16 protein-coding genes and 1 pseudogene are annotated in these 23,506 nt (G+C 46.1%); 6 read left to right on the top strand and 11 right to left on the bottom strand.

Going from position 1 to position 23,506, the window contains the following annotated elements:
* Positions 1–34 precede the first annotated feature (34 nt).
* From QUB37_RS13545 to QUB37_RS13530, 4 genes and pseudogenes are all read right to left on the bottom strand, one after another.
* Complete coding sequence (locus QUB37_RS13545; protein WP_333162714.1) at positions 35–418, bottom strand: hypothetical protein; 384 nt, start codon at positions 416–418, stop codon at positions 35–37.
* 200 nt (positions 419–618) lie between these two features.
* On the bottom strand, positions 619–1,029 hold the full coding sequence (locus tag QUB37_RS13540) for a hypothetical protein (RefSeq protein ID WP_333162712.1): 411 nt from the start codon (positions 1,027–1,029) through the stop codon (positions 619–621).
* Positions 1,030–1,319: 290 nt separating this feature from the next.
* A complete protein-coding gene (locus tag QUB37_RS13535) occupies positions 1,320–3,128 on the bottom strand; it encodes an aspartate kinase (protein ID WP_333162710.1) in 1,809 nt (602 codons plus the stop codon).
* Between the two features lie 294 nt (positions 3,129–3,422).
* A pseudogene (locus tag QUB37_RS13530) lies at positions 3,423–4,186 on the bottom strand (Uma2 family endonuclease).
* Positions 4,187–4,297: 111 nt separating this feature from the next.
* Between QUB37_RS13530 and QUB37_RS13525 the strand changes: the two are divergent.
* The gene (locus tag QUB37_RS13525; protein ID WP_333162708.1) at positions 4,298–4,957 is read left to right on the top strand and encodes an HAD family hydrolase; all 660 of its coding nucleotides are present in this window, start codon (positions 4,298–4,300) and stop codon (positions 4,955–4,957) included.
* Between the two features lie 407 nt (positions 4,958–5,364).
* A complete protein-coding gene (locus tag QUB37_RS13520) occupies positions 5,365–8,709 on the top strand; it encodes a PAS domain S-box protein (RefSeq protein WP_333162706.1) in 3,345 nt (1,114 codons plus the stop codon).
* 594 nt (positions 8,710–9,303) lie between these two features.
* Here QUB37_RS13520 and QUB37_RS13515 read toward each other — a convergent pair.
* Complete coding sequence (locus tag QUB37_RS13515; protein WP_333162704.1) at positions 9,304–11,592, bottom strand: iron uptake porin; 2,289 nt, start codon at positions 11,590–11,592, stop codon at positions 9,304–9,306.
* Positions 11,593–11,756: 164 nt separating this feature from the next.
* Here QUB37_RS13515 and QUB37_RS13510 point away from each other — a divergent pair, with 164 nt between their 5' ends.
* The 3 genes from QUB37_RS13510 (at position 11,757) to QUB37_RS13500 (ending at position 13,388) form a co-directional block, all read left to right on the top strand.
* On the top strand, positions 11,757–12,491 hold the full coding sequence (locus tag QUB37_RS13510) for a sucrose-phosphate phosphatase (RefSeq protein WP_333162702.1): 735 nt from the start codon (positions 11,757–11,759) through the stop codon (positions 12,489–12,491).
* Complete coding sequence (locus QUB37_RS13505; protein ID WP_333162700.1) at positions 12,488–12,775, top strand: hypothetical protein; 288 nt, start codon at positions 12,488–12,490, stop codon at positions 12,773–12,775. Before QUB37_RS13510 ends, QUB37_RS13505 begins: the two co-directional genes overlap by 4 nt.
* A 247-nt stretch (positions 12,776–13,022) precedes the next feature.
* A complete protein-coding gene (locus tag QUB37_RS13500; RefSeq protein ID WP_333162698.1) occupies positions 13,023–13,388 on the top strand; it encodes a DUF6464 family protein in 366 nt (121 codons plus the stop codon).
* Here the strand turns inward: QUB37_RS13500 and QUB37_RS13495 are convergent.
* The 6 genes from QUB37_RS13495 to QUB37_RS13470 form a co-directional block, all read right to left on the bottom strand.
* Entirely contained in the window at positions 13,375–13,725 is a 351-nt protein-coding gene (locus tag QUB37_RS13495; RefSeq protein ID WP_333162696.1) for a late competence development ComFB family protein, read from the bottom strand. The two genes, QUB37_RS13500 and QUB37_RS13495, sit on opposite strands and share 14 nt — an antisense overlap.
* Positions 13,726–13,799: 74 nt before the next feature.
* Entirely contained in the window at positions 13,800–14,108 is a 309-nt protein-coding gene (locus tag QUB37_RS13490; RefSeq protein ID WP_333162694.1) for a DUF1830 domain-containing protein, read from the bottom strand.
* 1,068 nt (positions 14,109–15,176) lie between these two features.
* Positions 15,177–15,563, bottom strand: coding sequence for a response regulator (locus QUB37_RS13485; protein ID WP_333162692.1), 387 nt, complete (start codon positions 15,561–15,563; stop codon positions 15,177–15,179).
* A gap of 297 nt (positions 15,564–15,860) precedes the next feature.
* Complete coding sequence (locus QUB37_RS13480) at positions 15,861–19,307, bottom strand: PAS domain S-box protein (RefSeq protein ID WP_333162690.1); 3,447 nt, start codon at positions 19,305–19,307, stop codon at positions 15,861–15,863.
* Between the two features lie 270 nt (positions 19,308–19,577).
* The gene (locus tag QUB37_RS13475; protein ID WP_333162688.1) at positions 19,578–21,500 is read right to left on the bottom strand and encodes a response regulator; all 1,923 of its coding nucleotides are present in this window, start codon (positions 21,498–21,500) and stop codon (positions 19,578–19,580) included.
* 202 nt (positions 21,501–21,702) lie between these two features.
* Entirely contained in the window at positions 21,703–22,989 is a 1,287-nt protein-coding gene (locus QUB37_RS13470; protein ID WP_333162686.1) for a chemotaxis protein, read from the bottom strand.
* A gap of 245 nt (positions 22,990–23,234) precedes the next feature.
* Between QUB37_RS13470 and QUB37_RS13465 the strand changes: the two genes are divergently transcribed.
* The gene (locus tag QUB37_RS13465) at positions 23,235–23,477 is read left to right on the top strand and encodes a hypothetical protein (RefSeq protein ID WP_333162684.1); all 243 of its coding nucleotides are present in this window, start codon (positions 23,235–23,237) and stop codon (positions 23,475–23,477) included.
* Positions 23,478–23,506: the final 29 nt, after the last annotated feature.

Genomic DNA, 23,506 nt, shown 5'->3' with positions numbered 1-23,506 from the left:
TTTTAACCCGAATTTTATCTGACAACTTGCGACGCTATACTTGCGAAGGTTGCCATACAATTATCGATCTCTCTGCTAACAAATCGGCTAATCTTTCAGCTCTGTCTCGGTCATCTTTCACATGAGGTAAGCCGACAATCTGAGCGTGGGATGCTGAATCAGATACTGCATCTAAACCTAATTCACGAATTTGTCCTACTTGCAGACTAGCAACTCCGTAACAATTTTGAAATTTGGCTGCACATTGTTCTGGCGAACAAACACTGGCAATTGTTACCGATAAACCCGCTTCATTGGGTCGCAGTAAATAAGCAAAAAATACAACTAAGTTTGCTTCGTCAATCCACGAGCGGCGGAGTAAAGCTCTATAGACAATAGCACCGTCAGCTAAAGAATCAAAGAGATAGTTTGGACTCATAAGTATTTAGTGATAAGGATATCATTCGCAGAACATAGCGGATAAACTCGGTTCACGAACAATAAATACTATAGCACTATTTAACACTTGAAATAGTTTTTTACACGCAATATAGAAGCTATCTGTTATTCTATTTGCCACTATAATGAATCATTAGATATTTATGACTACATCTGAGTTACTCCTAAAATATGTATGTGTCATACTTTGTTAAACCACTCTAGCCAATAAACTAAAATTGCTCCTGAAGTAATATTTTCTGAGGCATATTTATCACTATCTTGATGATAAATGTAAGCTTTCTCATCAGAAGAGTGGGGGCAGAATAAGCGTACTCTGCGATCGGCTTTTATATTTTGCCAAGCAAGTCTAATACTGCCTTGGTCATCTGTACCTGTTGAGGCTTTTGGAAAACTGTTTCCCATGCTATCGTAGGCTTCTACAACTAACTTCATAGCTGTCCTGAAAGCATATTCAGTCGGCCTCAAAATTCCGTACTCATCGTCTTCTTCTAAATCTAAAAGCTCGATCAGACGTTCGACCGTAATGCGGAAATTTGATAAACCACTATTGCTACTGCTATCAGTAATCTGTTCTTTCGCTACTGTCATAAGATTCAATCCCTTTTAGCCGATCGCCAATTTCATTTTAACACAGCCTCATGCTGTGCAATTTGCACTCAAAACTCCGATCGTTGACTGTCGATCGATATTTGTATGAACACGGCAGTGCGGTGTCCAAATCGGAATATATTTGTAGGGATACAGCAATGCTGTGTCCGCGATATTTGCAAGGACACGGCACTGCCGTGTCCCTACTGAAAACTCTAATTAATGAAATTTTTAAGCTTGTAGTTGGGATTCAGAGTCTGCCGGTGCTGAAGCGCAACTACAAACCTCAATTAGGCGGGAACTTGGATTCTTTCGGTGCCGGCAAGTTCAAAGGCTGCGTGAATTGCCTTCAAAGCAGTTACGGCTTGTTCCTCATCCACAACGCAGCTAATTTTAATCTCGGAAGTGGCAATCATTTGAATGTTGATTTGCTGGCGGGAAAGCGCTTCAAACATTTTTGCCGCTACTCCCGGATGCGCTACCATCCCGGAACCGACGACGCTAACTTTGGCTATTTGTGTATCGACTGCTACTTCGCCCCATCCAAATTCGGGGGCGGCTTTTTCGAGGGCTTTTTTAGCAGCTTCGGCGTCAATTTGTGCTACGGTAAATGCAATGTCGCGAGTTAATATGCCGTCAATATTGTGGCAGCGCTGCGACTGAATGATCGTGTCTACGCTGATATTTTCCTCGGCTAAAAGTCCGAACAGTTTTGCTGCTACTCCGGGTCGATCGGGCAATTGGCGAATTGCTAGACGCGCTTGATTGAGATCCAACGCAACGGCGCGGACTGCAGGCGGTTTGTGGGATGATGAACGCAGCCCAATAGGGGAGTTGGCAACATCAAATGTTTTGCAGAGTTCGGCAACGGCCCGATCGCAATCTTCGGCATCGATCGCACAACTAACTTTCACCTCGGATGTAGAAATCATTTGAATGTTAATTCCTGCATCCGCTAAAGTCTTAAACATCTGCGCCGCTACCCTCGGACGACCGATCATTCCCGCACCCGCAATGCTAACTTTAGCTATTGGCCGCTCTTCTGCTTTCACTTCCGGTTCTCCCAATTCTGGGCGAGAATTCTTGCCGAGGGCGGGTACGATCGCATCAGCAACCGCGACAGCTTGATTCAGCGAATTTCTCGTCACTGTGAAAGCAATATCGTTAGTATTTCCTTCATGAATTGACTGGATAATTAAGTCTACATCGAGGTTTTGTTGCGCGATCGCACCAAACAACCGCGCTGCTACGCCGGGGCGATCGGGCAAACGCAGCAGCGACACCCCTGCCTGATCTAAGTCAAATTCCACCGCATCCACCGCTGTTGCGAGCTCCAAACCCTCCAAAGGCCGAAGTTTCGGGGGTGGGGACACTACCCGCGTACCGGGGGCGTCACTCCAGCTAGAAAGCACTACCAGGGGCACGCCGTAATTCTTGGCAATTTCTACCGCGCGCGGGTGGAGGACTTTTGCGCCCAAACTCGCCAATTCCAGCATTTCGTCACAAGTGATTTCATCCATCAATTGGGCGTCGGCAACCAAGCGCGGATCTGTAGTCAGAATTCCGGGCACGTCGGTATAAATTTCGCATCTGTCGGCCCGCAGCGCTGCGGCGAGGGCAACTGCTGTGGTGTCGGAACCGCCACGCCCCAAGGTGGTAATTTCCAATTCTCCGGCATCGGCGATACCTTGGAAACCCGCAACCACAACGACTTTACCGCTTTTTAACTGGGTTTCGAGCCGACTGGGGTCGATTCGCAAAATCCGGGCGCGGGTGTGGGCGGCTTCGGTGACAATGCCAACTTGGGCGCCGGTGAGGGAAATTGCGGGCTGTCCCATTTCCTGCAATGCCATGCTCAAAAGTGCGATCGAGACTTGTTCCCCAGTGGAAAGCAACATATCCATTTCCCGCTTGTTGGGATTTGCGGAAATTTCCTTGGCGAGTTTAACTAAACCGTCGGTGGTTTTGCCCATCGCTGAAAGTACGACAACCAGAGAGTTGCCAAGCTCTGCTGTTTTTACAACTCGTCGGGCTACTTCCAAAATGCGATCGACTGTACCAACCGAGGTTCCGCCATATTTCTGAACAATTAGTGCCATAGGACTTACACAAAAAGTGATGCAATACTTTAAGCTAATATACGCAAATTTTTGATAATAACCGATGAATGTTTATATCGTTTCTGAGGAGGCTGCTAGGCGATCGGGTTTTTACAGCACATGATGTTCCTAGGGACAATGAATAGCCGTGTCCCTACCGGAACCTGCGACTTATGCGAATTTAGATTTTTGATTAAAGAATTGAAGAATTGCCAATGACTTATGAACATCCCAACCCCGATAGTCCTCAGTCATCCCCAATCTAAAATCTAACATCTAAAATCTCAAATCGAATTACTCGCCTTCTAACTCTCGCAAACGCGCTTCCAAAGCTTGAATTCGCAACTCAGCTTCTATGCGCCTTTGTCGTTCTCGTTCTGCCACTAATTCGGCTTGTTCTGCCCGTTCCTCTGCCGCCGGCAGCAAATTCCCGGAGGCATCGCACCAGCGCAGCCAAGGCAGTTCTACGCCCTGATAAACCCCTTGCCAAATGCCTAATTCCACTCCTATTTGTGCGATCGCGTAATGTCCGCGCTGATTTTGTGGGACTAACTCGAAGCGATCCTCTACCAAATGATACACTTCAACTTGTGCTTTTGTGACTTCATAAATGCCGTAAAAAGCAGGTCAAATTATCCGCTCGTAAATCCATAATTTTCCCTGGCGAGGAGTCCTATCTCTTTCTTCACTGCCATCGCCAGAAACAAATTCAAGTACAATCAGAGGCGGCATTAATTCCCGCCACATGACATAGGAATGGCGCAGATTTCCGTCAAGAGTTGGCGGCACGTCGGGAACGTAAAACAATCAGGTGCTTTGGCTCCTCTTTCTGGCGGTTCCGGGGGCCGGGCCACTCGCCAATAAATACCGGAATCTTGACCGATGCAGTATTGTCCGTCGGAATGAACTTGGTCTAAAATCGGTCTAATTGATGTTGTTAACAGGATGCTTTGAGGATGTTCTTGAAAATTTTTTACAAAAGTACGGTCGGAGTCTGGTAATTGATTGTAGTCAGGGAAATCTGTGGCTAGAATTTCTGATTTTTCGGTAACACTCATGTTGACCTCTTGAATGTTGAAAAATTATACTTATAGTTGGTAAATGAGAAATTAATTATGCTATTATATCGTGGCAAACCTCCGATTGCTAGATAGAATATATTAAATAATATGAGTCAGTACAAGTTAATTATTTTTGACTTCGACGGCACTTTGGCAATTACTCACAAAGCTATTGTATTTTGCTTTACCCAAACTTTTGAAAATTTCAATATTGTCCCGCCTGCTGCTGATACTATTATAGGTACGATCGGCATCAATTTACCAAATAGTTTTAAAATTCTCCATCCGGCGATCGAGGAAAGCGCAATTCCCGAATGGGTTGAAACTTACCGCTCTTATTATCGGACTGAAGGTGAAAAGCAGGTAGAGTTATTTAACGGGACAAAGCAAGTCTTGCAGTTGGCGCGTCAGTCTGGATTGAGCCTGGGAGTTTTCAGCAACAAACAGGTTACTTTTGTTAATGTGTTACTAAAAAATTTGAGAATTCACAGTTTTTTTGATTTGATATTAGGTGATAACGGACAAATAATTCCGAAACCAAATCCGACTGCTTTTCACTCGATTATTAAACCGCTGTTCCCGGAGTTGGATAACAGTCAAATTTTAATGGTTGGCGATACAGCGATTGATTTGCTGTTTGCTAAAAATGCTGGGATAGATGTTGGTTGGGCGGCTTACGGATATGGCGATCGCGCTCAGTGTCTCGCCCTAGAGCCGACTTTCGCGATCGACGATATTTCAGAACTTGCTGTGTTCGTTCAAAATTAATTTTTCCTCGGTTTGTTTTAGAGAAGAGTTTGACTCATTTAACTATAAAGGATTTAATTATTTTTTTTACTAGAGCCGGATAATGTAGTTTTTATTTAATTAAAAAAATAAATGAACGAAATTGTAAGCCGCCTAAACTCTGCCAAGTAAACCATACCAGAGATAGAGTTATCGCTGGAACAACTATTATAAATTAACAACAAGGATTCCTTTGAAGGTAGAAGGCAGAAGGCAGAAGGCAGAAGGAAAAAAAACCGAGGGAAGCCAGATTTTATTTAGGTAGAATTTACCGCCCCAATTCTGCATGATAGCCTTTTAACTTCTGCCTTCGGAAAACAGACAATTCTGTTAAACTATAGGGTGTGCTGGCAGTCGGTATCTACAATAAACTCAATTTATAGAAACTCATGCAGATCGATATAAGCATTCCTTCTGAAACGCTATCGCCGACTCGTACTGGCGGCACACCAAATTTAATAGAAGAAGTCTGGAGGCTGTACGATCGCGCCCTGGCAGCTACCAGCAACGGCATCGCGATCGCGGACGCTACCCAGCCGGACAGGCCTATAGTTTACTGCAACGGTGCTTTCGAGCGGATTACAGGCTACAATCGCAGCGAAATAATCGGGCAGAACTGCCGCTTCCTGCAAGGCCCGGATACCGATGGCGCTGCCGTCGATCAAATCCGCGTGGCCCTCAAAGAACAACACGACTGCAAAGTAGTTCTGAAAAACTACCGCAAAGACGGCACCGCCTTCTGGAACGAACTCAGCATCTCGCCGGTGCGCGACAGCAGCGGACTCGTTACCCACTTCATCGGCGTCCAATCTGATATCACCGATCGTAAACAAGCAGAAGAAGCCCTCAAACAAGCCGAGGCAAAATACCGCAGCATCTTTGAAAACGCCACCGAAGGCATATTTCAAACCGCCCCAGACGGGCGCTACCTCAGCGCTAACCAGGCACTCGCCCGAATGTACGGCTACGATTCCCCGTCAGAACTGATCGCAAAATGTTCGGCAAAAAACCTTTACGCCGATCGCACCCGCCGCGCTTCCTTCATGGCAGAAATCAGCAAAAACGGCTCCCTGAAGGAGTTTGAGTCCTGCGTCCGCCGCAAAGACGGCAGCACTACCTGGATCTCGGAAAACGTGCGCGAAGTCCGCGACGAAAACGGCGAACTCCTTTACTACGAGGGAACTGTGGCCGAAATCGTCGCCCGCAAAAAAGCCGAAGCAGCCCTGCGAAATCAAGAATACTGGCTGAAAACCGCGATCAACGCCGTCCCCGACGCGATCAACCTCACAGACAGCGAGGGGCGCTGGCTGATTGCCAACGACTGCGCCCTGCAACTTTTGGGGTGGGAAACCGCAGACTACCAGGGCAAAACTACTGCCGAACTAGCTGCCGCCGCCGATCCCAGAGTCAGAGAAATCCTGCTAACTTGGCAGGAAACCGACGAAACCACCTGGCAAGCAGGCACTCTCACCTCCAGCCGCCAAATAGTCTCCTTGCCTACAGGTGGCAGCAATTTGTTTGAAGTGCGAAAAGTGCCACTGTTCAACCCCGACGGTTCGCGCAAAGGTTTGGCAGTGGCGGGGCGGGACATCACGCAGGAAGTGGCAGCGGATGCAGCTTTGCGAGACAGCGAACAGCGGTTTCGGGCAATTTTTGAACGCGCTGCGATCGGCATGGTAGTCGCTACCCTCGAAGGTGTTGCGATCGCCACTAATCCGGCATTTCAAGCCATGCTGGGGATCTCGGAAGCTCAACTGCGGGGTGTCGGCCTCGACGACTGCGCGCATCCGGAAGACGCACAAACTTCGCGCGAGTTGCGCCAACAGTTGGCCGCGGGCTTGCGCGAAGCTTACCAAATCGAGAAGCGCTACCTCCGCCAAGACGGCAGCATCAGGTGGGGACGCCTCAGCGCCTCTGTTATCGACAGCAGTCAGGGAACGCCACAGTTTATTTTGCAAATGGTAGAGGATATTACCGATCGCAAAGAAGCCGAGTCAGCTTTGTTCCAAAATGAGGCTAAGTGGCGATCGCTAATTCTCAACAGTTCCGACATCATTACTATTCTCGACGCCAGCGGTCGCATTGTTTACGAAAGCCCTTCTGTAGAAAGAGTTTTAGGCTACGAACCCGATGAACTCGCCGGTCAAATTGCTCTCGATTTGATCCACCCTGACGACCTTGCCTCGGTGATTTCCGACGCCGAAAAACTGATCGCAAATCCAGGCGATCCGATCGCCCTAGAAGGTCGGTTCCGCCGCGCTGACGGTTCTTGGTGTTTTCTCGAAGGTGTCGGCATCAACTTGCTAGCAGACCCCGCTGTGAAAGGAATTGTGATCAACTCCCGCGACATGACGGCGCGCCGGCAAGCAGAGTATCGCCTCAGCAAAATCAACGAGTGCTTTTTGGGATTCACCACCGACGCCGCTGATAACATCCAGCGGCTGACATCCTTAGCCGGCGAGCTTTTGGGCGGAAGCTGCGCCATCTACAGCCGCGTCGGTGGCGGTCTGCTGCGGGCGATCGGGACTTGGCAAGCGCCGCCGGACTACCCGCTAGTCGATCGCGCCGAGGGCCACATCTGCACCGACGTATGCAGCAAAGGAAGCGATCGGGCTGTTGCGATTCCTGACTTGCAGAGCACGATCTACGCCCAAACCGATCCCGCTGTCATCCGCTACCAACTGCGAAGCTATCTGGGACAAGCAGTGCGGCTGGGCGGCAATTACGTGGGTGCGCTGTGCCTTCTCTACACTGAGTCGATGATCGCGCCCACAGAAGCCGACTGCAAGCTGATCGGAATTATTGCTGGGGCGATCGGAGTTGAGGAAGAACGGGCCGCCGCCGCCGATCGCGATCGGCAAAAATCCCAAGAATTGCAAACAGCTTTGCGCGAATTGCAGCAAACTCAAATGCAGTTAGTACAAACCGAAAAAATGTCTTCCCTCGGACAGGTGCTAGCAGGAATTGCCCACGAAATTAACAACCCAGTTGGCTTTGTCGCCGGCAACCTCTGCCACGTCCGAGGCTACGTTCTAGACTTATTAGAAATCGTGCAAGTCTATCAAGAAGAGTACCCAAATCCCCCAGCAAAAATTCAGCAACAAGCCGATGATATAGACTTAGAATTTCTAGCAGAAGACCTGCCAAAATTGCTCAATTCAATGCAGACCGGATGCGAGCGAATTGTAGAAATTATTCAAACTCTCCGCAATTTCTCGCGGGCGGACGAAGCGAAAATCAAGACTGCCGACATTCACGAAGGTTTAGAAAGTACCTTGTTAATGTTGAACAGTCGCCTGAAAGCAAAACCCAACTGGCAGGGCATTAAAGTGATTAAAAAATACGGAGAACTGCCGCAAATAAACTGTCATCCCGGACAGTTAAATCAGGTATTTATGAATGTATTGGCAAATGCGATCGACGCCTTGGAAGAAAGCAGCAACCAAGCAAAAGACACCGCAGATGATACCTTTCCTACTATCACGATTCAAACTGAAACGATTGATAATCAGAGCATTTTAATTCGGATTAAAGACAACGGTCAGGGCATTCCCGAAGATCATATTGTGCGTTTGTTTGACCCGTTTTTCACCACAAAACCCGTAGGTAAAGGCACAGGTTTGGGTTTATCAATTTCGCACCAAATTGTCGTTGAAAAACACAACGGCCAATTGCAGTGCCTATCAGAACCCGGTAAAGGTACTGAATTTATCATCGAAATTCCAATTCGTTGACATCAGGACGACGCTAATTAGGATATCATGCTTGATAGGATGGGTATTTTTATCCCAATCCGCTTTAAAAAACCCTTGATAAGACTGGTTGAAACCGCTCATACCCAATCGAAGTCCGAGTCCAGACTGACTAAGAAATAAACGGGGTATTTAAGCCGAATTTGGTATTAGACGAACATGAGAGGCAACAAGTGCTTGGATATCAAATCTGTTAGCATCGCAATTATTCCTACCTCTATTCTCGACCTCTGCGTTAACCAGCGTCAATCCCTTGTCATCTGCAGTTAATAAATTATATTTTCAAAACCGCAGATACAGGTAGATAAACACAAATTAACGCAGATGAATTCTCTTAATTTCGCTTGCACCATCCATCGGTGATTGTTGACTGTTGACTGGATTTGACTATTCCGATGCAACCGAAATTGATATGGCACCCTACCCTAATGCGGTAAGTTGTTTCAGGCGTACCTTACATATAGCAGTTTTCAACTGAGTCACGTAATCTACACTCAGCGCCCCATTACCCATTATTAATGTGTACCTGACTCAACTGAAAATACTATAATTAGGTTCAAGTCAGCCCTAATTTACTTAAAAGCTAAACTGAGTCCGCAAATTGCCCACAAAAATTGTCGGGTTGTTATCGAAATTATTGGCATTGCCGATCGCATAAAATGCTGGCACGATCGAAACATGGTCGGTGATAGGAAAATAATAAGTTGCCTCAATTTCGTACTGCGTGCCACCGTTACCCCCGCCAGAAATCAGAAATCTCCGACCGCCAGTAAAGTCAAAAGGTACTAAATATGACACCGTAAGCAAAGCTCCTTCTTTGAACAAATCGGGAAATGCAAGTCCTAACTGATAAGATTGATTTTTGATCGTGCCGTCCGGTCGGTTAGTCTTGGGAAATATGTTGGTTTCGGCGTAGCCGTAGCGGCCGAAAAGACCAAAGCGGCGAGTGACTAACCAATCGAAATTGAAACTATAAGTATTCGCAGTCGAATTACCCAGGCGGCCACCAAAACCGTCATCTGCCACACCGTTTAACGGCTTGCTGTTAGGAGATCCAATTAAGCCGCCGATTTGCTGGATGTTTGAACGGCTGTACAAAAAGCGCAAATTAGTCCGATCGCTCGGACTGAATGTTAATTCTGCTGTAGTCGTATTTGTCCCACCAAACAAGCCTTGAGACGGATTGGAAGCGGAATTAAACACGGAAGTTGGCAAAAATTCTGTACTCTCGCCCAAATAGCCAAAACGCAGTTTCAATGCGCGGGCGATATCCCACAAAACCACAGCACCGGCACCGCGTCTGGTAGCGCTTAACAAAGGGCTGTTGTTAGAATTAAAGCTGCTCGCACCGTCTACGAAAAAGTTAAACCGATTGTTGTCAAAGTAGCGGTAGAAATTAATCCTCGGCCCGACTACTACTTGGAAGCGGTTGCTAAGCGGGAACCGATAGGAAAGTTCTCGCAGGGTAACTTCATTGGGATTCACCCCAGCAGTCTGGTCGAGAAAAGGAGTGCCAAAGGTATTGAACAGGCCCGTAGAAGTATATTGGTTGGCTGGGGAATTGCCGTTACCTACAGCTAGCTGTGTAATCAATTCGTCTTTCCCTGTAAAGGAAGTAGTGAGAGTCAACCAAACTAATTGGCTGAAAGTGATTTCTGGATCATCGTCCACTCTCTGCACAATTGGTCTATTGGTGACTGGATCGCGTCCGGCTACTCGATCGAGCGGAGCAGCATTTCCATTTGTTGCTTCAACTCGGACTCGATCGCCCGCAAAAGCTCCAGTCAGGTTAAACCAAGCAAATCCGTTGAGTTTAGTAGTAGTTGAAAATTGGTTTGCCTCCAATTCGGCAGTGCGGGCTTCTAAAGCATCTACTCGACCGCGCAATGTAGCTAATTCTGCTGCAAATTCTTCTTGCAATCTTTGCAAAGCAAGTAAATCTTCTCGCTTGACTAAATTACCAGTAGAACCGCCAAGTTGTTTGGTAATTTGGTCTAAGCAAGCGTTTAATCCGGCGGCAAATTCGTAGCGAGTCATTGCTCGATTGCCTCGGAATGTGCCGTCTGGATATCCCGCAATGCAGCCGTATCTTTCTACTAAGGATTGCAAGGCTTGAAAAGCCCAATCTGTCGGCCGCACGTCGGAGAGTTGGGAAACAGATGTGACTTGTGCTGCGTCTTCTTGTATGCTGAGGTCATCAGCGTTTCCCGTCTCGCTGCTGATGTCGGCAACTTTGCTGGCTTCAGCAACTTTTTGAGATTGAGGAGAGTTTGCAATTTCTAACTCCTGTGGGGGCAATTCGCGAATTGCCTCCGTTATTTCTGGGGTTGTTGTTGCACGATCGACTGTTGCTATATCTTGTTTGGGTAAAGCACGATTCACCCATGCTATATCTGTTTGAGGTAAAGCACGATCGACTGTTGCTGCATCTGTTTCGGGTAAAGCGCGATCGACTGTTGCTATATCTTGTTTGGGTAAAGCACGATTCACCCATGCTGCATCTGTTTCGGGTAAAGCGCGATCGACTGTTGCTATATCTGTTTGAGGTAAAGCACGATCGACTGTTGCTATATCTTGTTTGGGTAAAGCACGATTCACCCATGCTATATCTGTTTGAGGTAAAGCGCGATCGACTGCTGAGTTAGTCTCTGCGGTAATCGCCGCTAACTGCGGTATCTCAATCTTACCTGCTGCCAGCGCTGCATCTGGGGTAGCCGTAGGGACGGCACTCGCTTCTAGCGCAACTTCTGGAGTTGAGGTATCCTGAATTTGAGCTGTTGCTGCGATCGGCCCCAAAGGCACTGCCGCACCAGAAATCAAGAAAGACAGCCAAAAAGCTTTAACAGAGGTTGCATTATTCACCATAAAACTCACACCACTTGTTGAAAACTAAATCTGGCCAAGCTTAACCGATAAGCTTGCTTATAAATGTAGTTGGTTTAACAAATTCTTATAAATAGTTAAAATTATTTTAGGAAGCGATCGATTCCCAATCCCTAATCACTGATGACTACTGACTAATTCCCAAAATGAAGTTTTTATTAGTTACAGATTTAGACCACACGCTAGTCGGAGATGACGAAGCAACTCAAGTTTTAAACCAGCGCTTGCAATCAAAATTGCGATCGCAAATTTGTTTGGTTTACGCTACCGGGCGTTCTCATGCTTCAACTTGCGAATTAATTGCCCAAAAGCAACTGCTAGAACCCGACTATTTGATCGCAGGTGTAGGCAGCGAAATTTACCAAAACGGAACCCTCGATTTAGATTGGGCGGAGTATCTTTCTCAAGACTGGGATAAAATGGCGATCGCCTCTTTAGCTCAGCAGTTTTCCCAGCTTAAACCCCAATCCCCAAAAGAACAAAATCCTTGGAAAATCAGTTATTGTTTGGAACCAGCAGCAGAAAATAGCTCGACTGTCCAGGCTTTGCAGCAAAAGTTAACTGAATCGGGGCTGCCAGCTCAAATCATTTTTAGCAGCAATAGTGATGTGGATCTTTTACCGCAAACTAGCAATAAAGGCAATGCCCTTACTTATTTACAAAAGCGCCTCCAAATTCCATCTGAGGCAACATTAGTTTGCGGTGATTCTGGCAATGATATTAATATGTTTGAACAGGATGTCCGGGGAGTAATCGTCGCTAATGCTATGTCAGAACTCTTAAAATGGCATCGCGAATTTGGCACTGAAAATCATTATTTAGCTGGTTCTGCTTGCGCTTGGGGAATCATGGAAGGAATGGCATATTTTTGGGAATTGTGATTACCAAAAATTCGGTTTGGTTTGTAGTTAGCTGTGAAGTCCTCAGTACAAACGCACCCCAAGCACCCCAAGTCCTGCAAACCGTTAAAATCTGTTCAGGAATCTCAACCGCCTATCGATCGAACCTGCGAGTTGCGATACCATCAGCGTGTACTGCTTTATCAAAGCTAATCGAACTTAACTTTAGCTACCTCAAGCGAGTTGAAGTTTATTTCCTAGCCTTTTGGGCCCAACGTAGTGGAGGGAGTCGGCTATCCCCCGATCGCCAAAGGTTCTATAGTTAAGTGTAGCGCCTCAACCGAAATTACTTTCTCTAGGAGAAGTTATTTTTCTAGATGAGGAAGATGTAGGTTTAGCTCACATCTTGCACCATTCTCACTTAAAAAGCCTTTCGTGCCTGTTCCACAAAGAGTGAAGTTCTGGTGGAGTGGGCAGGATATCCCGCCCATAAAAGGCTTATTGAGAAGGGTGCAACATCTCAGTTGAGTCAACTATTTGCCCCTTTAGTTCAGTTCGCGAACGCACCGCCAAATGGAACAAAATACTTTACCCGTAGAGGTGATTCTCTCTCACCCCCGCCAATATTTAGGTAGCATTCGGCTGGATTGGACGCCGCAACCGGGGAACTATCTAGATTTAGAGGGACAAACCTACGCTGTCTTGGAACGCCACCACCGCTATCAACTCAAATCCGGCCGCTACCGACTGCAAAAAATTGCCCTGTACGTGCAGTCGGCCACACCGCCGACGGAAAGAACTTTTGTAAGCGGTATCTGGGTTATCGGAGATGCTAGCTGTCGCTTTAATGCTCGATCGGAAATTTTGCGCTGTGCTGTCAATCCCAATGGCCCGTGCAACTGCTGCTGCGATTACCAAGAAACTATCAAAACCAACTAGCAACTCTCGAATCGAATTTAACTTCTTCAGGAAGGCAGTAATCTATCTTCTGATAGCTGTGGAGCACCTCGCGAATGCCAGTATGAATCAAATTTTCTATGTGCAGCAACTGCTCCGAAGAACAGCGAACCTGAACTGTTTGGTTTGACACAGACTCGCCGGAGTCGATCGCAGTATATCTATTAGGAACTCGGCTGAGCACATAAGCAATTAAATCTTGTCGCAATCCCGAAGGCGAAAAAGCTTGTTGGTATGGGTGCTTCGGATAAGACTCCAAGATAATTTCTACTTCCTCTGTGACTACAGCTAAGGTAATATTGACAAGATTTTTCTGCATTTTCCCCGTCCCCAAACACTCGTTAACTAATATTTTCGTGACCGTTCTCGATCTCGTCTGATTTCTCATGAATTTTAACCGGCTAATACCGCCAATCGTTCTTCGGTAATCATCAGCTCGAACTCGGAACTTACCTCTTCTATAACCCGCAGCACGTAGCAGGGAATCTTGTCCGATAAAATAGCACTTGCCACCGTACCAGTGTGAATTTCTAAGACTGCTTCAGCAGCAGCTTCAAACATCAGTCGCTGTCCCGGAAACATCACTCTTTCAAAGTACCAATTAGGAATGTTCCCAATCCGAACCACTTGAACTAGGTTGGTAACATTTGCGTAATAGCACAGAATCTGGTTGTTACCTTTATAAGATAGCTGATCAGACATTGAAAAAATCTCCACACTCTTTCAAAAACTTACTGAGACTTGGCTTTGCCTGTTAGTGGCAATTGCGAGTTTGGCTCTCGATCAAACGACCGACTTATTTTTGGGGTGTTATTCGAGATCGCAAATCACATCTTCAGTTATTAATTTTTGTAGCTTTGAGTTATCCTGCCAACACTTAGAGGTATGGCGCATAAACTCCGTTTTTCCAGATTTAAAAACCCGGTTTGTTTGGTATGCAGGGCCTAGGTCCTGACTTATTGAGGTTGGTTGTGCTGTAGCAGCAGTTAATTGAAAGTACCGTCACTTTCCCGAACTCTCCTGACAACAGATTCACTCTTTGGCAGCGGAATGGTGCTGAGAGTGTGATCGGCCTTCAAATCCAGAGCTTCGAGTAAACTTTATCTAAAAAATATGAGGAAATTATGAAGACCATCATTTTTTTTGATAAATATACTTTTGCCGAAGCAGGGATTACAACACTTAGGCAAAAACCTGGTTTTTTACCCAAAAACTTGGCTGCATCTGTCATCCGGGGTTAAAAAACCAGGTTTCTGAGGGAACTCTGCGTCAATCTTGGATTAGCAGGCCGAAACCGGGTTTTTTAGCAAAAAACTTCGCTGCATCTGTGATTCCGGGTTAAAAAAAACCGTTTTTGACACAAGTGTGCGTAACTTCTGGCGGGGTTATTCGGCCTGTAAATACGGTATTAGCCGATCGGCTTTGCGGGTAACAAAAAACCCCGACTCCCTGAGATCATCTCTAGAACTTCTAGGGAATCAGAGTTTAAATTAACCAATCACCGATCGATCTCAAAGCTAAATTAAAAAAATGAGGAAATTATGAAAATAACAGGAAAAACTAGAACTTTCCTGGACGCATAAACCCGGTTCAATAACATAATTTCATGATTTTTGCAAGAATCAAGGGAATGAGAAAGCGGATTTTTGATCGTCATCCGGTTTTAATGCCCCCTTGATTCTTCCGTCGGGCTGGGCTGACTTTGTTGGTCTAGTAGCGGTTTCAACTGCCGAGTTTGATCTGCTATCTGCGATCGAATTTTACCCCAGTTTAAAGCAACGGTTCCCAACCCAGAATTTCCGCCACTTGCTGTGCCAAATTCAAAGGATCGAAAGGCTTTGCAATCACCCCCGCTACCCCCAAATCAGCAAATTCGCTCAAATCCATCGCCTGCACCTTAGCCGTCAGGAAAATCACCGGAATCCCGCGAGTAGCCGCATTGTTTTGCAGCAAACCAAACAGAGTAGGTCCGTCCATATCCGGCATCATCACATCTAGCAGAATAGCGTCAGGGAGTTGAGTTTCAGCTAAAAGCAATCCTTGGCCGCCGTCGGGCGCGCTTAGTACCGTCCAGCCGCCTAAATGTTCCAGACAGGTCTGAATCACGCTGCAAAGGTTTTTTTCATCATCGATTACCAGAATGCGTTTTGCTGACATAATTAAAACTCAAATTTTAAATTAATCATGGTAAACTAATCATCGTAAACTGAAAAATGACTTTTGCACCCTGGCTCATCAACCCGCTTTATTCACAGATGTAGCAACAGGAAGAACCAATAAAATAAAGAGTTTCAGCAATTAAAAACGTCCTAATCGTCGGGAACGGTTGCTATATTTTGCAGATCCCCTACTTAAATCGAGAACAGAAAAATCGAAATATCACCCTCGCCAACTCACCCTCCCCGCGTGGGTTGCCAGGAACTTGAGCTTTCGCGAGATCTTATCAAAGCAATCTCAAACCTCCAAACTTTTTCCCCCTTCGCCTTCCAACGGTGCAGGCACTGTGAAATAGAAACTGCAGCCTTGTGAGACAACACTTTCGACCCAAATTCTGCCGCCGTGCTGCTGTACTATGCTGCGACAGATAGCCAAACCCAAACCCGTACCTCCTTTTTGGCGGGAGTCAGAAGCATCGACCTGTTGAAACCGTCCAAAGATAGTTTCTAGTTTATCTGCAGGAATCCCCCGCCCTCGATCTTTGACTTCAAATAAAACCCGATTGCCCAAATCTTCAACCCTGACAGTTACTGTACTCCCTGAAGCGGAAAATTTAATCGCATTGCTCAACAAATTTACCAGCAGTTGAACGATTCTGTCGGGGTCAGCCCAAATTTGGGCTGACCCCGACAGAATCGACAAATCAATGTTATTTTCAGCAGCCAAAGAAAGTACAGCTTCAGCAGACTTCCGCATCAAAACCTGGGCATCGCACCACTGCTTGACGAGGATAACTTGGCTCGAATCGAGCCGCTCTAAGTCGAGAATATCGTTTACCAAACGCACTAACCGTTCGGTATCGCTCGAAGCGATGTCTAACATCTGTTTGGCAGTTTCCGGTTTACTTTTCAGTACCCCAGCCGCCAGCAAACCTAAAGAACCGCGAATGGACGCAAGCGGAGTTCGCAGTTCGTGGCTGACAATCGAAATAAACTCATTTTTCATTTTTTCAATTGCCCGACTTTCTGTGATATCTGTAACTGTGCCGACGTGACCAATTAGTTGAGATCTGTCGGAAAAAATCGGAGCTGTTTTAAGCCGACAAAACCGAATGGTTCCGTCTCGCTGGATGTGGCGGAATTCGCAGGAAAATTCCCCATCTAGCGATTGCGATTGGGACCACTTAGACAGAATTAGTTTGAGGTCTTCGCGGTGAACAAACCGCATCCAGCCATTGCCTAAAGCTGCTGCCGGTGCGAAGCCGCCAATTGCTTGACAGCGGGGATTTGTATAGGTACATTTCCCCTCAGTATCGATTTTGAAAATGCCCACGGGGGAACTCTCGCTCAGAGAGCGAAATAAAGCTTCGCTTTCCTGAAGTTCTGCTTGAGAGCTTTCTAGTTCTCTGGTTCGCTGCAAAACTCGCATTTCTAACTGTTCGTTGAGCTGTTGGAGGGCGGCTTCAGCAAGTTTGCGATCGCTAATATCCCGGTGCACTGATACCCAGTGGGTAAATTCACCATTTTCGTCCGCTATGGGCACAATGCTCATTTCTACCCAAAATTCCGTCCCGTCTTTGCGGTAATTGATCGAGTCAACCCGCACAGGCTGCCAGGTTTTCAAAGCTGTCCGAACTCGATGGAGACTGGCGCGGTCTGTTTTTTCTCCTTGCAAGATGCGTGGCGTTTTGCCCACAACTTCTTCTAGCGTATAGCCAGTCATCCGCGTAAAAGCTGGGTTGACATAAATAATTCGCGGGCCCGGTTCCTCAATCGGTTCAGCTTCGGTAATTAACACGGCGTCGTTTGTGGTGGTGACTGCTGATTCCAACAGGCGCAACTGCAATTCTCTAGCTTTGCGATCGGTAATTTCTGTAACTGTCCCCACCATCCGCACTGCATCGCCGGCTTCGTTGTAAAAAAACTTACCTTTTCCCTCGATCCAGTGAATGCTGCCGTCGGGCCAAACCACGCGGTATTCCAGAAAGTAATCTGCTCGCTGGGCCAGGGTCTGATTTATAGTATTATCCGTATTTTTTAAATCTTCTGGGTGAATGCAAGCTGCAAAACTTTGATAAGTTCCCGCAAAAGTTCCCGGGGTCAACCCAAACAACTCTTCGTGTTCCCTCGACCAAACAATGCGATTTTTCTGCAAGTCCCAGTCCCAAAATCCGATTTTGGTAGCCGACAAAGCTAAGCTAAGCTGCTGATTCGTTTTCCGCAACTCCATGCTAGTAATAGCAACCCGTAGTTCTTGGGCTATTTCGATTTCGCACCGCTGCCAAGGCAAAGATTTTAACCTAACAGTTTCTTGCCACAAGTCAAAGGAATTGCGAGGAGACAGCGGCCGACTGCCATCCGGTTTAAATTCGATTTCCCCGTCTGGTTTGCCGGCCCAGTTGACAGTTTGAATTGTTTCGGGACGGAACCACAAAATGTAATAATTTTGCATTTCGGACATGGCAAGGACGAGCAAACCGCTAGCAACTTCTTTAAACTTCTGCGAGGGCGGATACAGTTTGGAGAGAGAATCTGTATGAAAAATATCATTATTTATTTGAGTTTTTATCCAAGCAATTAAGTTTTCTATTTCTAGCAATTCCGGGGTGTTGCCGATGGTTGTTAAATTTTCATTTGCACACACAACTCCACCAGTAGCGCCCACTAAGGTCAGCAATTCATCTCCGGATTTAAGTAAACCTTCTACAAACCAGTGTGATTGAGGAATTTTGGTAATAAACTTATGGCAATTTTCTTTTAAATAAATTGCATATTCCCAATTTTCGCTATCTTGTTTGTAGCTAAGTTCTAGATTCACAAACTTGGCTAGCAGTTCGCAAGCCTTTCTTGTTTCGTAGCTGACATACTTTCGTGTTGGGTGGTGACAGGCGATCAATCCCCAGAGTTTTTGATCTTTGATTAATGTCAAGGTCATGCTAGCACCAATGTTCATATTTTTGAGGTATTGAACATGGCAAGGGGAAACTGTTCTCAACAAAGAGAAGCCCAGATCCAGGGGGCGACCGGTCAGCGGATTGCAGTGAGGAATTAGTTCTACAGGCTGACAGTTAATATCGGGGATAAACCGAATTAAATTCATGGTGAACAGGTTTCTTGCCTGGGGGGGAATATCGCCAGCCGGATAGTGCAGTCCCAATAAAGGAGCCAAACTTTCTACTTTGTCTTCGGCGACAACTTGCCCCGCACCTGTGGCATCAAATTGATAGACCAGGGCTCGATCGAAACCGATCATCCTCCGCACTTCTTCAACTGCTGTCTGACACAGCACTTGCAGGTTTGGTGTTCTGTGGATTTTGTCTACTGGCTCTTGGACTAAATGATAAAAATTGAAAGCATCGCTAGGTTGTGGGGAAACAGCCGACTCGAGTTCAAGAATTAATGCTGAACTAGATTGATGCAGCGTCCCCTGAAAAAAAGACTGGCGGTTTTGACTTTTGAATGATAGTCTGATACCGTTAGATTGATCGCCGTTTTCAAATAAAGCTTTTTCTATAGCCTCAATTTCCTCAGTTGCGACAAATTCCTGTAAAAATTTGCCCAAAAGTTCTTCGGCATAAATGCCGAGATCCTCAAAAATATTGTTACTAACTTGCAAAATTTTTAACTCAGGAGGTTCCAGCACTAAAAGGATGCCATGAGGTTGGATCGCAGCCGGGGCGTAAATTAGTTCGCAGTCGCTGTCATTGAGATTGTCTGTGTCTGAGGGCAATACCATTGCTTTCATCTGATTAATAATTCTCTAAATTAGTCTGTGTTCTTGATCGGCGGGCAAGCATCAATCAACAGCACCGCGTCGAAATCACACAATCTAACAATCCCAAGTCTTGGCGAAGGCTTCCTGATTTGTTGCGGACACGCACTGCATATTTGCTCCTAGTTATACCAGTTTAAAAAAAGAATACAACTGTAGGTACGTGCTCGAAACCCATATCTCATCAGTCATTCCCAGTTCTTCACTTCTTTAATTCTTTAATCTTTTAAATCTAAAATGGGATTAGCGCTGTGCCTGAGCCAGTCTGTTTCTGAGTTGAGTCCGCTCCAAACGATTCAGGAGGCGAGCAATTAATTCCGGTTTCACGATCGGCTTATTCACGTAGTCGTCAGCACCTGCGACAAACATTTGGCGCACTATTTCCGATTCGGAATGAGCTGTCAAAAATAGTACGGGGAGCTTGCTCCAGCGCAAATCGTTGCGAACTGCCAAACACAGCTCGATACCGCTGTAACCGGGCATCTCCACATCTAAAATTAGCAAATCCGGACAAGTCGTTTCGAGTACCTCCCAGAACTTTTCGGGATCGTCCAATGTTGTTACTTGAAATCCCCAAGGTTGTAGAATCACTTGCAGTGCAGCCAATAGATCCACGTCATCGTCTACCACCATAACTTTAGCTTCAGCAGGGCCCGTCTGGTCGAGTAGTTGGGCGACTGCTTTGAGTATATCTGCTGGGGGCATAGATTTGTGTAAAAAGCCCGAAGCTCCCAAACGAGCAACTTCTATTCGATCGCTCAATTGATTGTGCCCGCTAAAAACCATCACCGGAATTTCGGGCTTTTCACTGCGGAGTTCGGCTAGGAGAGAAAGTCCGTTTTCCTGAGATTTGGAAAATGTCAAATCCAGCAAAATCGCGTCGGGAGGCTGTTGAGAAATCGCATTTCTTGCCGCTTGCGGAGAGTTGGCAACTTCTATCTGGAAGCCGGAACCGGATGCTACTGTTTTCAGTTGATCGCTCCCAAAAGTATCATTATCAACAATCAGCATTCGGCGCTTTTGGGAAACCGCAGGAACCAAATCGCCTTCGGGTTCGGATGAGGGGTGATCGAATATCTGTTTGAGCTTATGCAGAAATCCCTCAATCTGCTGAGCCGTCCCCGGTTTGAAAATGTTTTCAGGCTTGAACAAATGTTCTATCTGGCGCGCAACTTCCGAACCTTTCGGCAGCCCTAACGTTCCCAAAGAACCGACTAATTTGTGAGCTTGAGCCTGGGCTTCCTCGCGCACTTCGCCCTCCAAGCTTCCGTTTTTCAGTTGAGCGATCGCGCGATCAAATATCGCCACCTTTTCTATAAAATTAGCTTTTAAATTTCCCCGCATTTGGGCAATCGCATTCAATACTTTGAGGCGGCGCTCGTCTTTGTTTAATTCCGGGTTCGACCCGCTGGATTCAGTAGATAAAGTCTCTTGAGTTTTAGCAGTTTCTGCCGTTTCCTGCCCAACTTGTTGCCTCTCAATCTCCTCCGGCAGACTTTTGAGCCGATAGCCCAATCCGTAAACCGTTTCCACTAAATCTACAGTCATCCCGGCTGCTTTCAGCTTCTGCCGCAGCCCCTTGATGTGAGCGGTAACGGCTTCTTCTTGAGGAAATTCGCCTGCCGACCAAATGCGATCGAGGATGGCGCTGCGACTGAAAATGCGCCGGGGATTTCTCAGGAAAAGTTCTAGCAAATTGTACTCTTTGGGAGTCAAGTGCAGCACTTTTTCGGCATAAGTTACTTCGGTAGTGTCTGGGTTGACTTGCAGTTTTTCCCAGGTCAAATTTGTACTTGACAAAGTTGCCTTACCCCGGCGCAGCAAAGCCCGAATTCGAGCGATTAATTCTTCGAGATTAAAGGGTTTGACCACATAATCGTCTGCACCCGCCTCTAAACCTTGGACTCGATCGTTGCTGCTATCTAGGGCTGTCAGCAGTAAAATCGGCATTTGGCAGCCGGACGATCGCAATTTCCGACACAAACTAATGCCGTCGAGTTTAGGAATCAGCACATCCAAAACAATCAGGTCGTAATCGTATGCCTGTACCAAATGCAACGCTGTTTCACCGTCTGCTGCCGCATTCACATTGTAATTGTGAGACTCCAGCGCTTGAGTCAGCAAACTGACTGTAACTGTGTCATCTTCTACCAGCAGGATTTTCATAAACGTCACCTGTCCTTCCAACTATTCTTGGAATTTTTTAGCGGTTTTTGGGGCTAATTAAATAGCCTTTTTACAACTGAAGGGAAATTTCTTCCACCTTCAGTATAACAAATAGTATTCTTGAAATAGAATAATTGTACATTATTATTTTGATTCTATTTGTTTTCCTCTCCAAATGCTTCATTAGATTCAGGGTGGGATTTTATGGCTTTTTGGACTTCAGCGCCTGCTGAATCTTTTGAATCAGATATTGCGAGGAATCTTGATGTTTAACTAATTCTTCCAACTCAGAAACTGCTACTTCTGCGTGTTCTATCTCTCGAACTAAAGAATCAGCGGTAACACTTTTTATGACTCCCAAAGGTTCTTGGATAGCGGTGTGTGAATTGAAATTTTTTTCCGCTATTAATTCTTCCAACTCTAACAGCGCCATTTCTGCGCGATCGATCTTGATCGTCACAGATTTAGCCACATTAGCACCCGCTCTTGCTGCCTCCGTGAGTTCGTGAACTCGAAGTTTAAACCGGCTGGCAATTTGCTCCATTTGAGTCCCTAATTCAAACGTTTTACTTGCCAGTCTGCCAATTTCTAGACTCACTTTGCTCAGACCGCTGGGCTGACTTCCCATTTGATTGGTAACTACAGCCACCTGTACTGCTAAATGCCTGACTTGTTCGATCGCCTCCCGGATGGTTCGGGAAGTGCGATTAACCGTTTCTAAATCATTAGCTATTGCTTTGCCCACGCCCAAAATTTTATCTGTATTGTTGCAAATAGAATTAGCACCTTGAAAAGTAGCTTGAAATGCTTGGCGACCTTCCGAAGAAATTAGTTTCGCAATTCTCACAAATCGCTGATTCATTTGAGCAATTTCTTCAGCTTGTTTGACCAGTGCCACTTGCTGGGAACTGGGATTGGTCTGCAACTTTTCTGTTTGACGTTGGTAGATTTTTAAAAGCTCATTACATTCGTGAACCTTAGCCTGTTCTTGTTGAAGTAGAGCCAAATATTTGTGTCTTTCTACTCGGTATTTTTGAATAAGTTTGTTAGCTTGCGCTAAAAGCTTTGACTGGGCAATTACCAGAACTTTAACGTCTAAAAGGCGGTGGCTCTGGTCTTCCATTACCACAATAATCGGTTCATAAATCAAGTCTTTGTGCCTGTTGAATGAGGCTTGCACGGCATCGTCAATTTTCCAGTTTTCCGAAAGCAGCAAAGGCGGAATTCTAATAAAATCTAACAAGGCTCGAATCGGGTGTGACCCGTAAAGTTCTACGCGATCGGGAAAACTCATTTGCTCTCGAAATTTGACGCGAGAAATCATGCCCAATACCTGTGATTCATGAGTAATAATGACTCCCGGCAGGTCGGGTTCTTGCTCAAATCTTTCAGCCACTACCTGTCCTAGAGTTGCAGCGCTCACTTGGAAGTCGTGACACGGCAGATGTCCGATCGTGAAATCGGGGGTGAGTTGAGTTGGATTGCTCATTTACCCGGATAGTGTTAAGTACAAGTTAACAAATTATATATTAATATTATACTGGAATAAGATTGTTGAAAGTAGTCAACGACCCAGCACGGGAGTGACTGGGCTTCGGGCCTAAAACTTCATTTTTAGTTGAGCAGCCTGATACCTTTGATGTCTAGGTTTTTTGAGTAATTACACCAAGCGGATGCGTAGCTAGTCCCCTGTTCTGTCGTTAAGGGTTAAACATTTTTATTTGGGTTAAGGACGTGCCATTAGCCGAATCAGCTCAGAAAACAAAGGCGCGTGCTAACTTCACCCCAGCAATGGGAGTAGAATTGCTTAGTTTCCCTCAACAACCCGGTTCACAAACACAACCAGAAGCGATCGATGATACCGCCGTATCCCTTCCCCCCGTTTCCTCTGACCGCTTTCGCCCTCGTAAAGCGCTGCAGCGGGGATCACTCGCCCAGAAGAAAAATGACAACTATAACAAGAAATTAGCTCTCTGACCGAAAGCATCCAGGATACAAGCCTCCGG

The organism is Microcoleus sp. AT3-A2 (genome assembly GCF_036705685.1).
Classification (GTDB): Bacteria; Cyanobacteriota; Cyanobacteriia; order Cyanobacteriales; family Microcoleaceae; genus Microcoleus.
This window is presented reverse-complemented; position numbering and strand designations above follow the sequence as displayed.

Coding starts and splice junctions, on each gene's coding strand:
- QUB37_RS13540 (WP_333162712.1), bottom strand. CDS start 1,029: ATGACAGTAGCGAAAGAACAGATTACTGATAGCAGTAGCAATAGTGGT.
- QUB37_RS13475 (WP_333162688.1), bottom strand. CDS start 21,500: ATGAAAATCCTGCTGGTAGAAGATGACACAGTTACAGTCAGTTTGCTG.
- QUB37_RS13510 (WP_333162702.1), top strand. CDS start 11,757: ATGAAGTTTTTATTAGTTACAGATTTAGACCACACGCTAGTCGGAGAT.
- QUB37_RS13515 (WP_333162704.1), bottom strand. CDS start 11,592: ATGGTGAATAATGCAACCTCTGTTAAAGCTTTTTGGCTGTCTTTCTTG.
- QUB37_RS13480 (WP_333162690.1), bottom strand. CDS start 19,307: ATGAAAGCAATGGTATTGCCCTCAGACACAGACAATCTCAATGACAGC.
- QUB37_RS13490 (WP_333162694.1), bottom strand. CDS start 14,108: ATGTCTGATCAGCTATCTTATAAAGGTAACAACCAGATTCTGTGCTAT.
- QUB37_RS13500 (WP_333162698.1), top strand. CDS start 13,023: ATGGAACAAAATACTTTACCCGTAGAGGTGATTCTCTCTCACCCCCGC.
- QUB37_RS13545 (WP_333162714.1), bottom strand. CDS start 418: ATGAGTCCAAACTATCTCTTTGATTCTTTAGCTGACGGTGCTATTGTC.
- QUB37_RS13525 (WP_333162708.1), top strand. CDS start 4,298: ATGAGTCAGTACAAGTTAATTATTTTTGACTTCGACGGCACTTTGGCA.
- QUB37_RS13485 (WP_333162692.1), bottom strand. CDS start 15,563: ATGTCAGCAAAACGCATTCTGGTAATCGATGATGAAAAAAACCTTTGC.
- QUB37_RS13520 (WP_333162706.1), top strand. CDS start 5,365: ATGCAGATCGATATAAGCATTCCTTCTGAAACGCTATCGCCGACTCGT.
- QUB37_RS13470 (WP_333162686.1), bottom strand. CDS start 22,989: ATGAGCAATCCAACTCAACTCACCCCCGATTTCACGATCGGACATCTG.
- QUB37_RS13495 (WP_333162696.1), bottom strand. CDS start 13,725: ATGCAGAAAAATCTTGTCAATATTACCTTAGCTGTAGTCACAGAGGAA.
- QUB37_RS13535 (WP_333162710.1), bottom strand. CDS start 3,128: ATGGCACTAATTGTTCAGAAATATGGCGGAACCTCGGTTGGTACAGTC.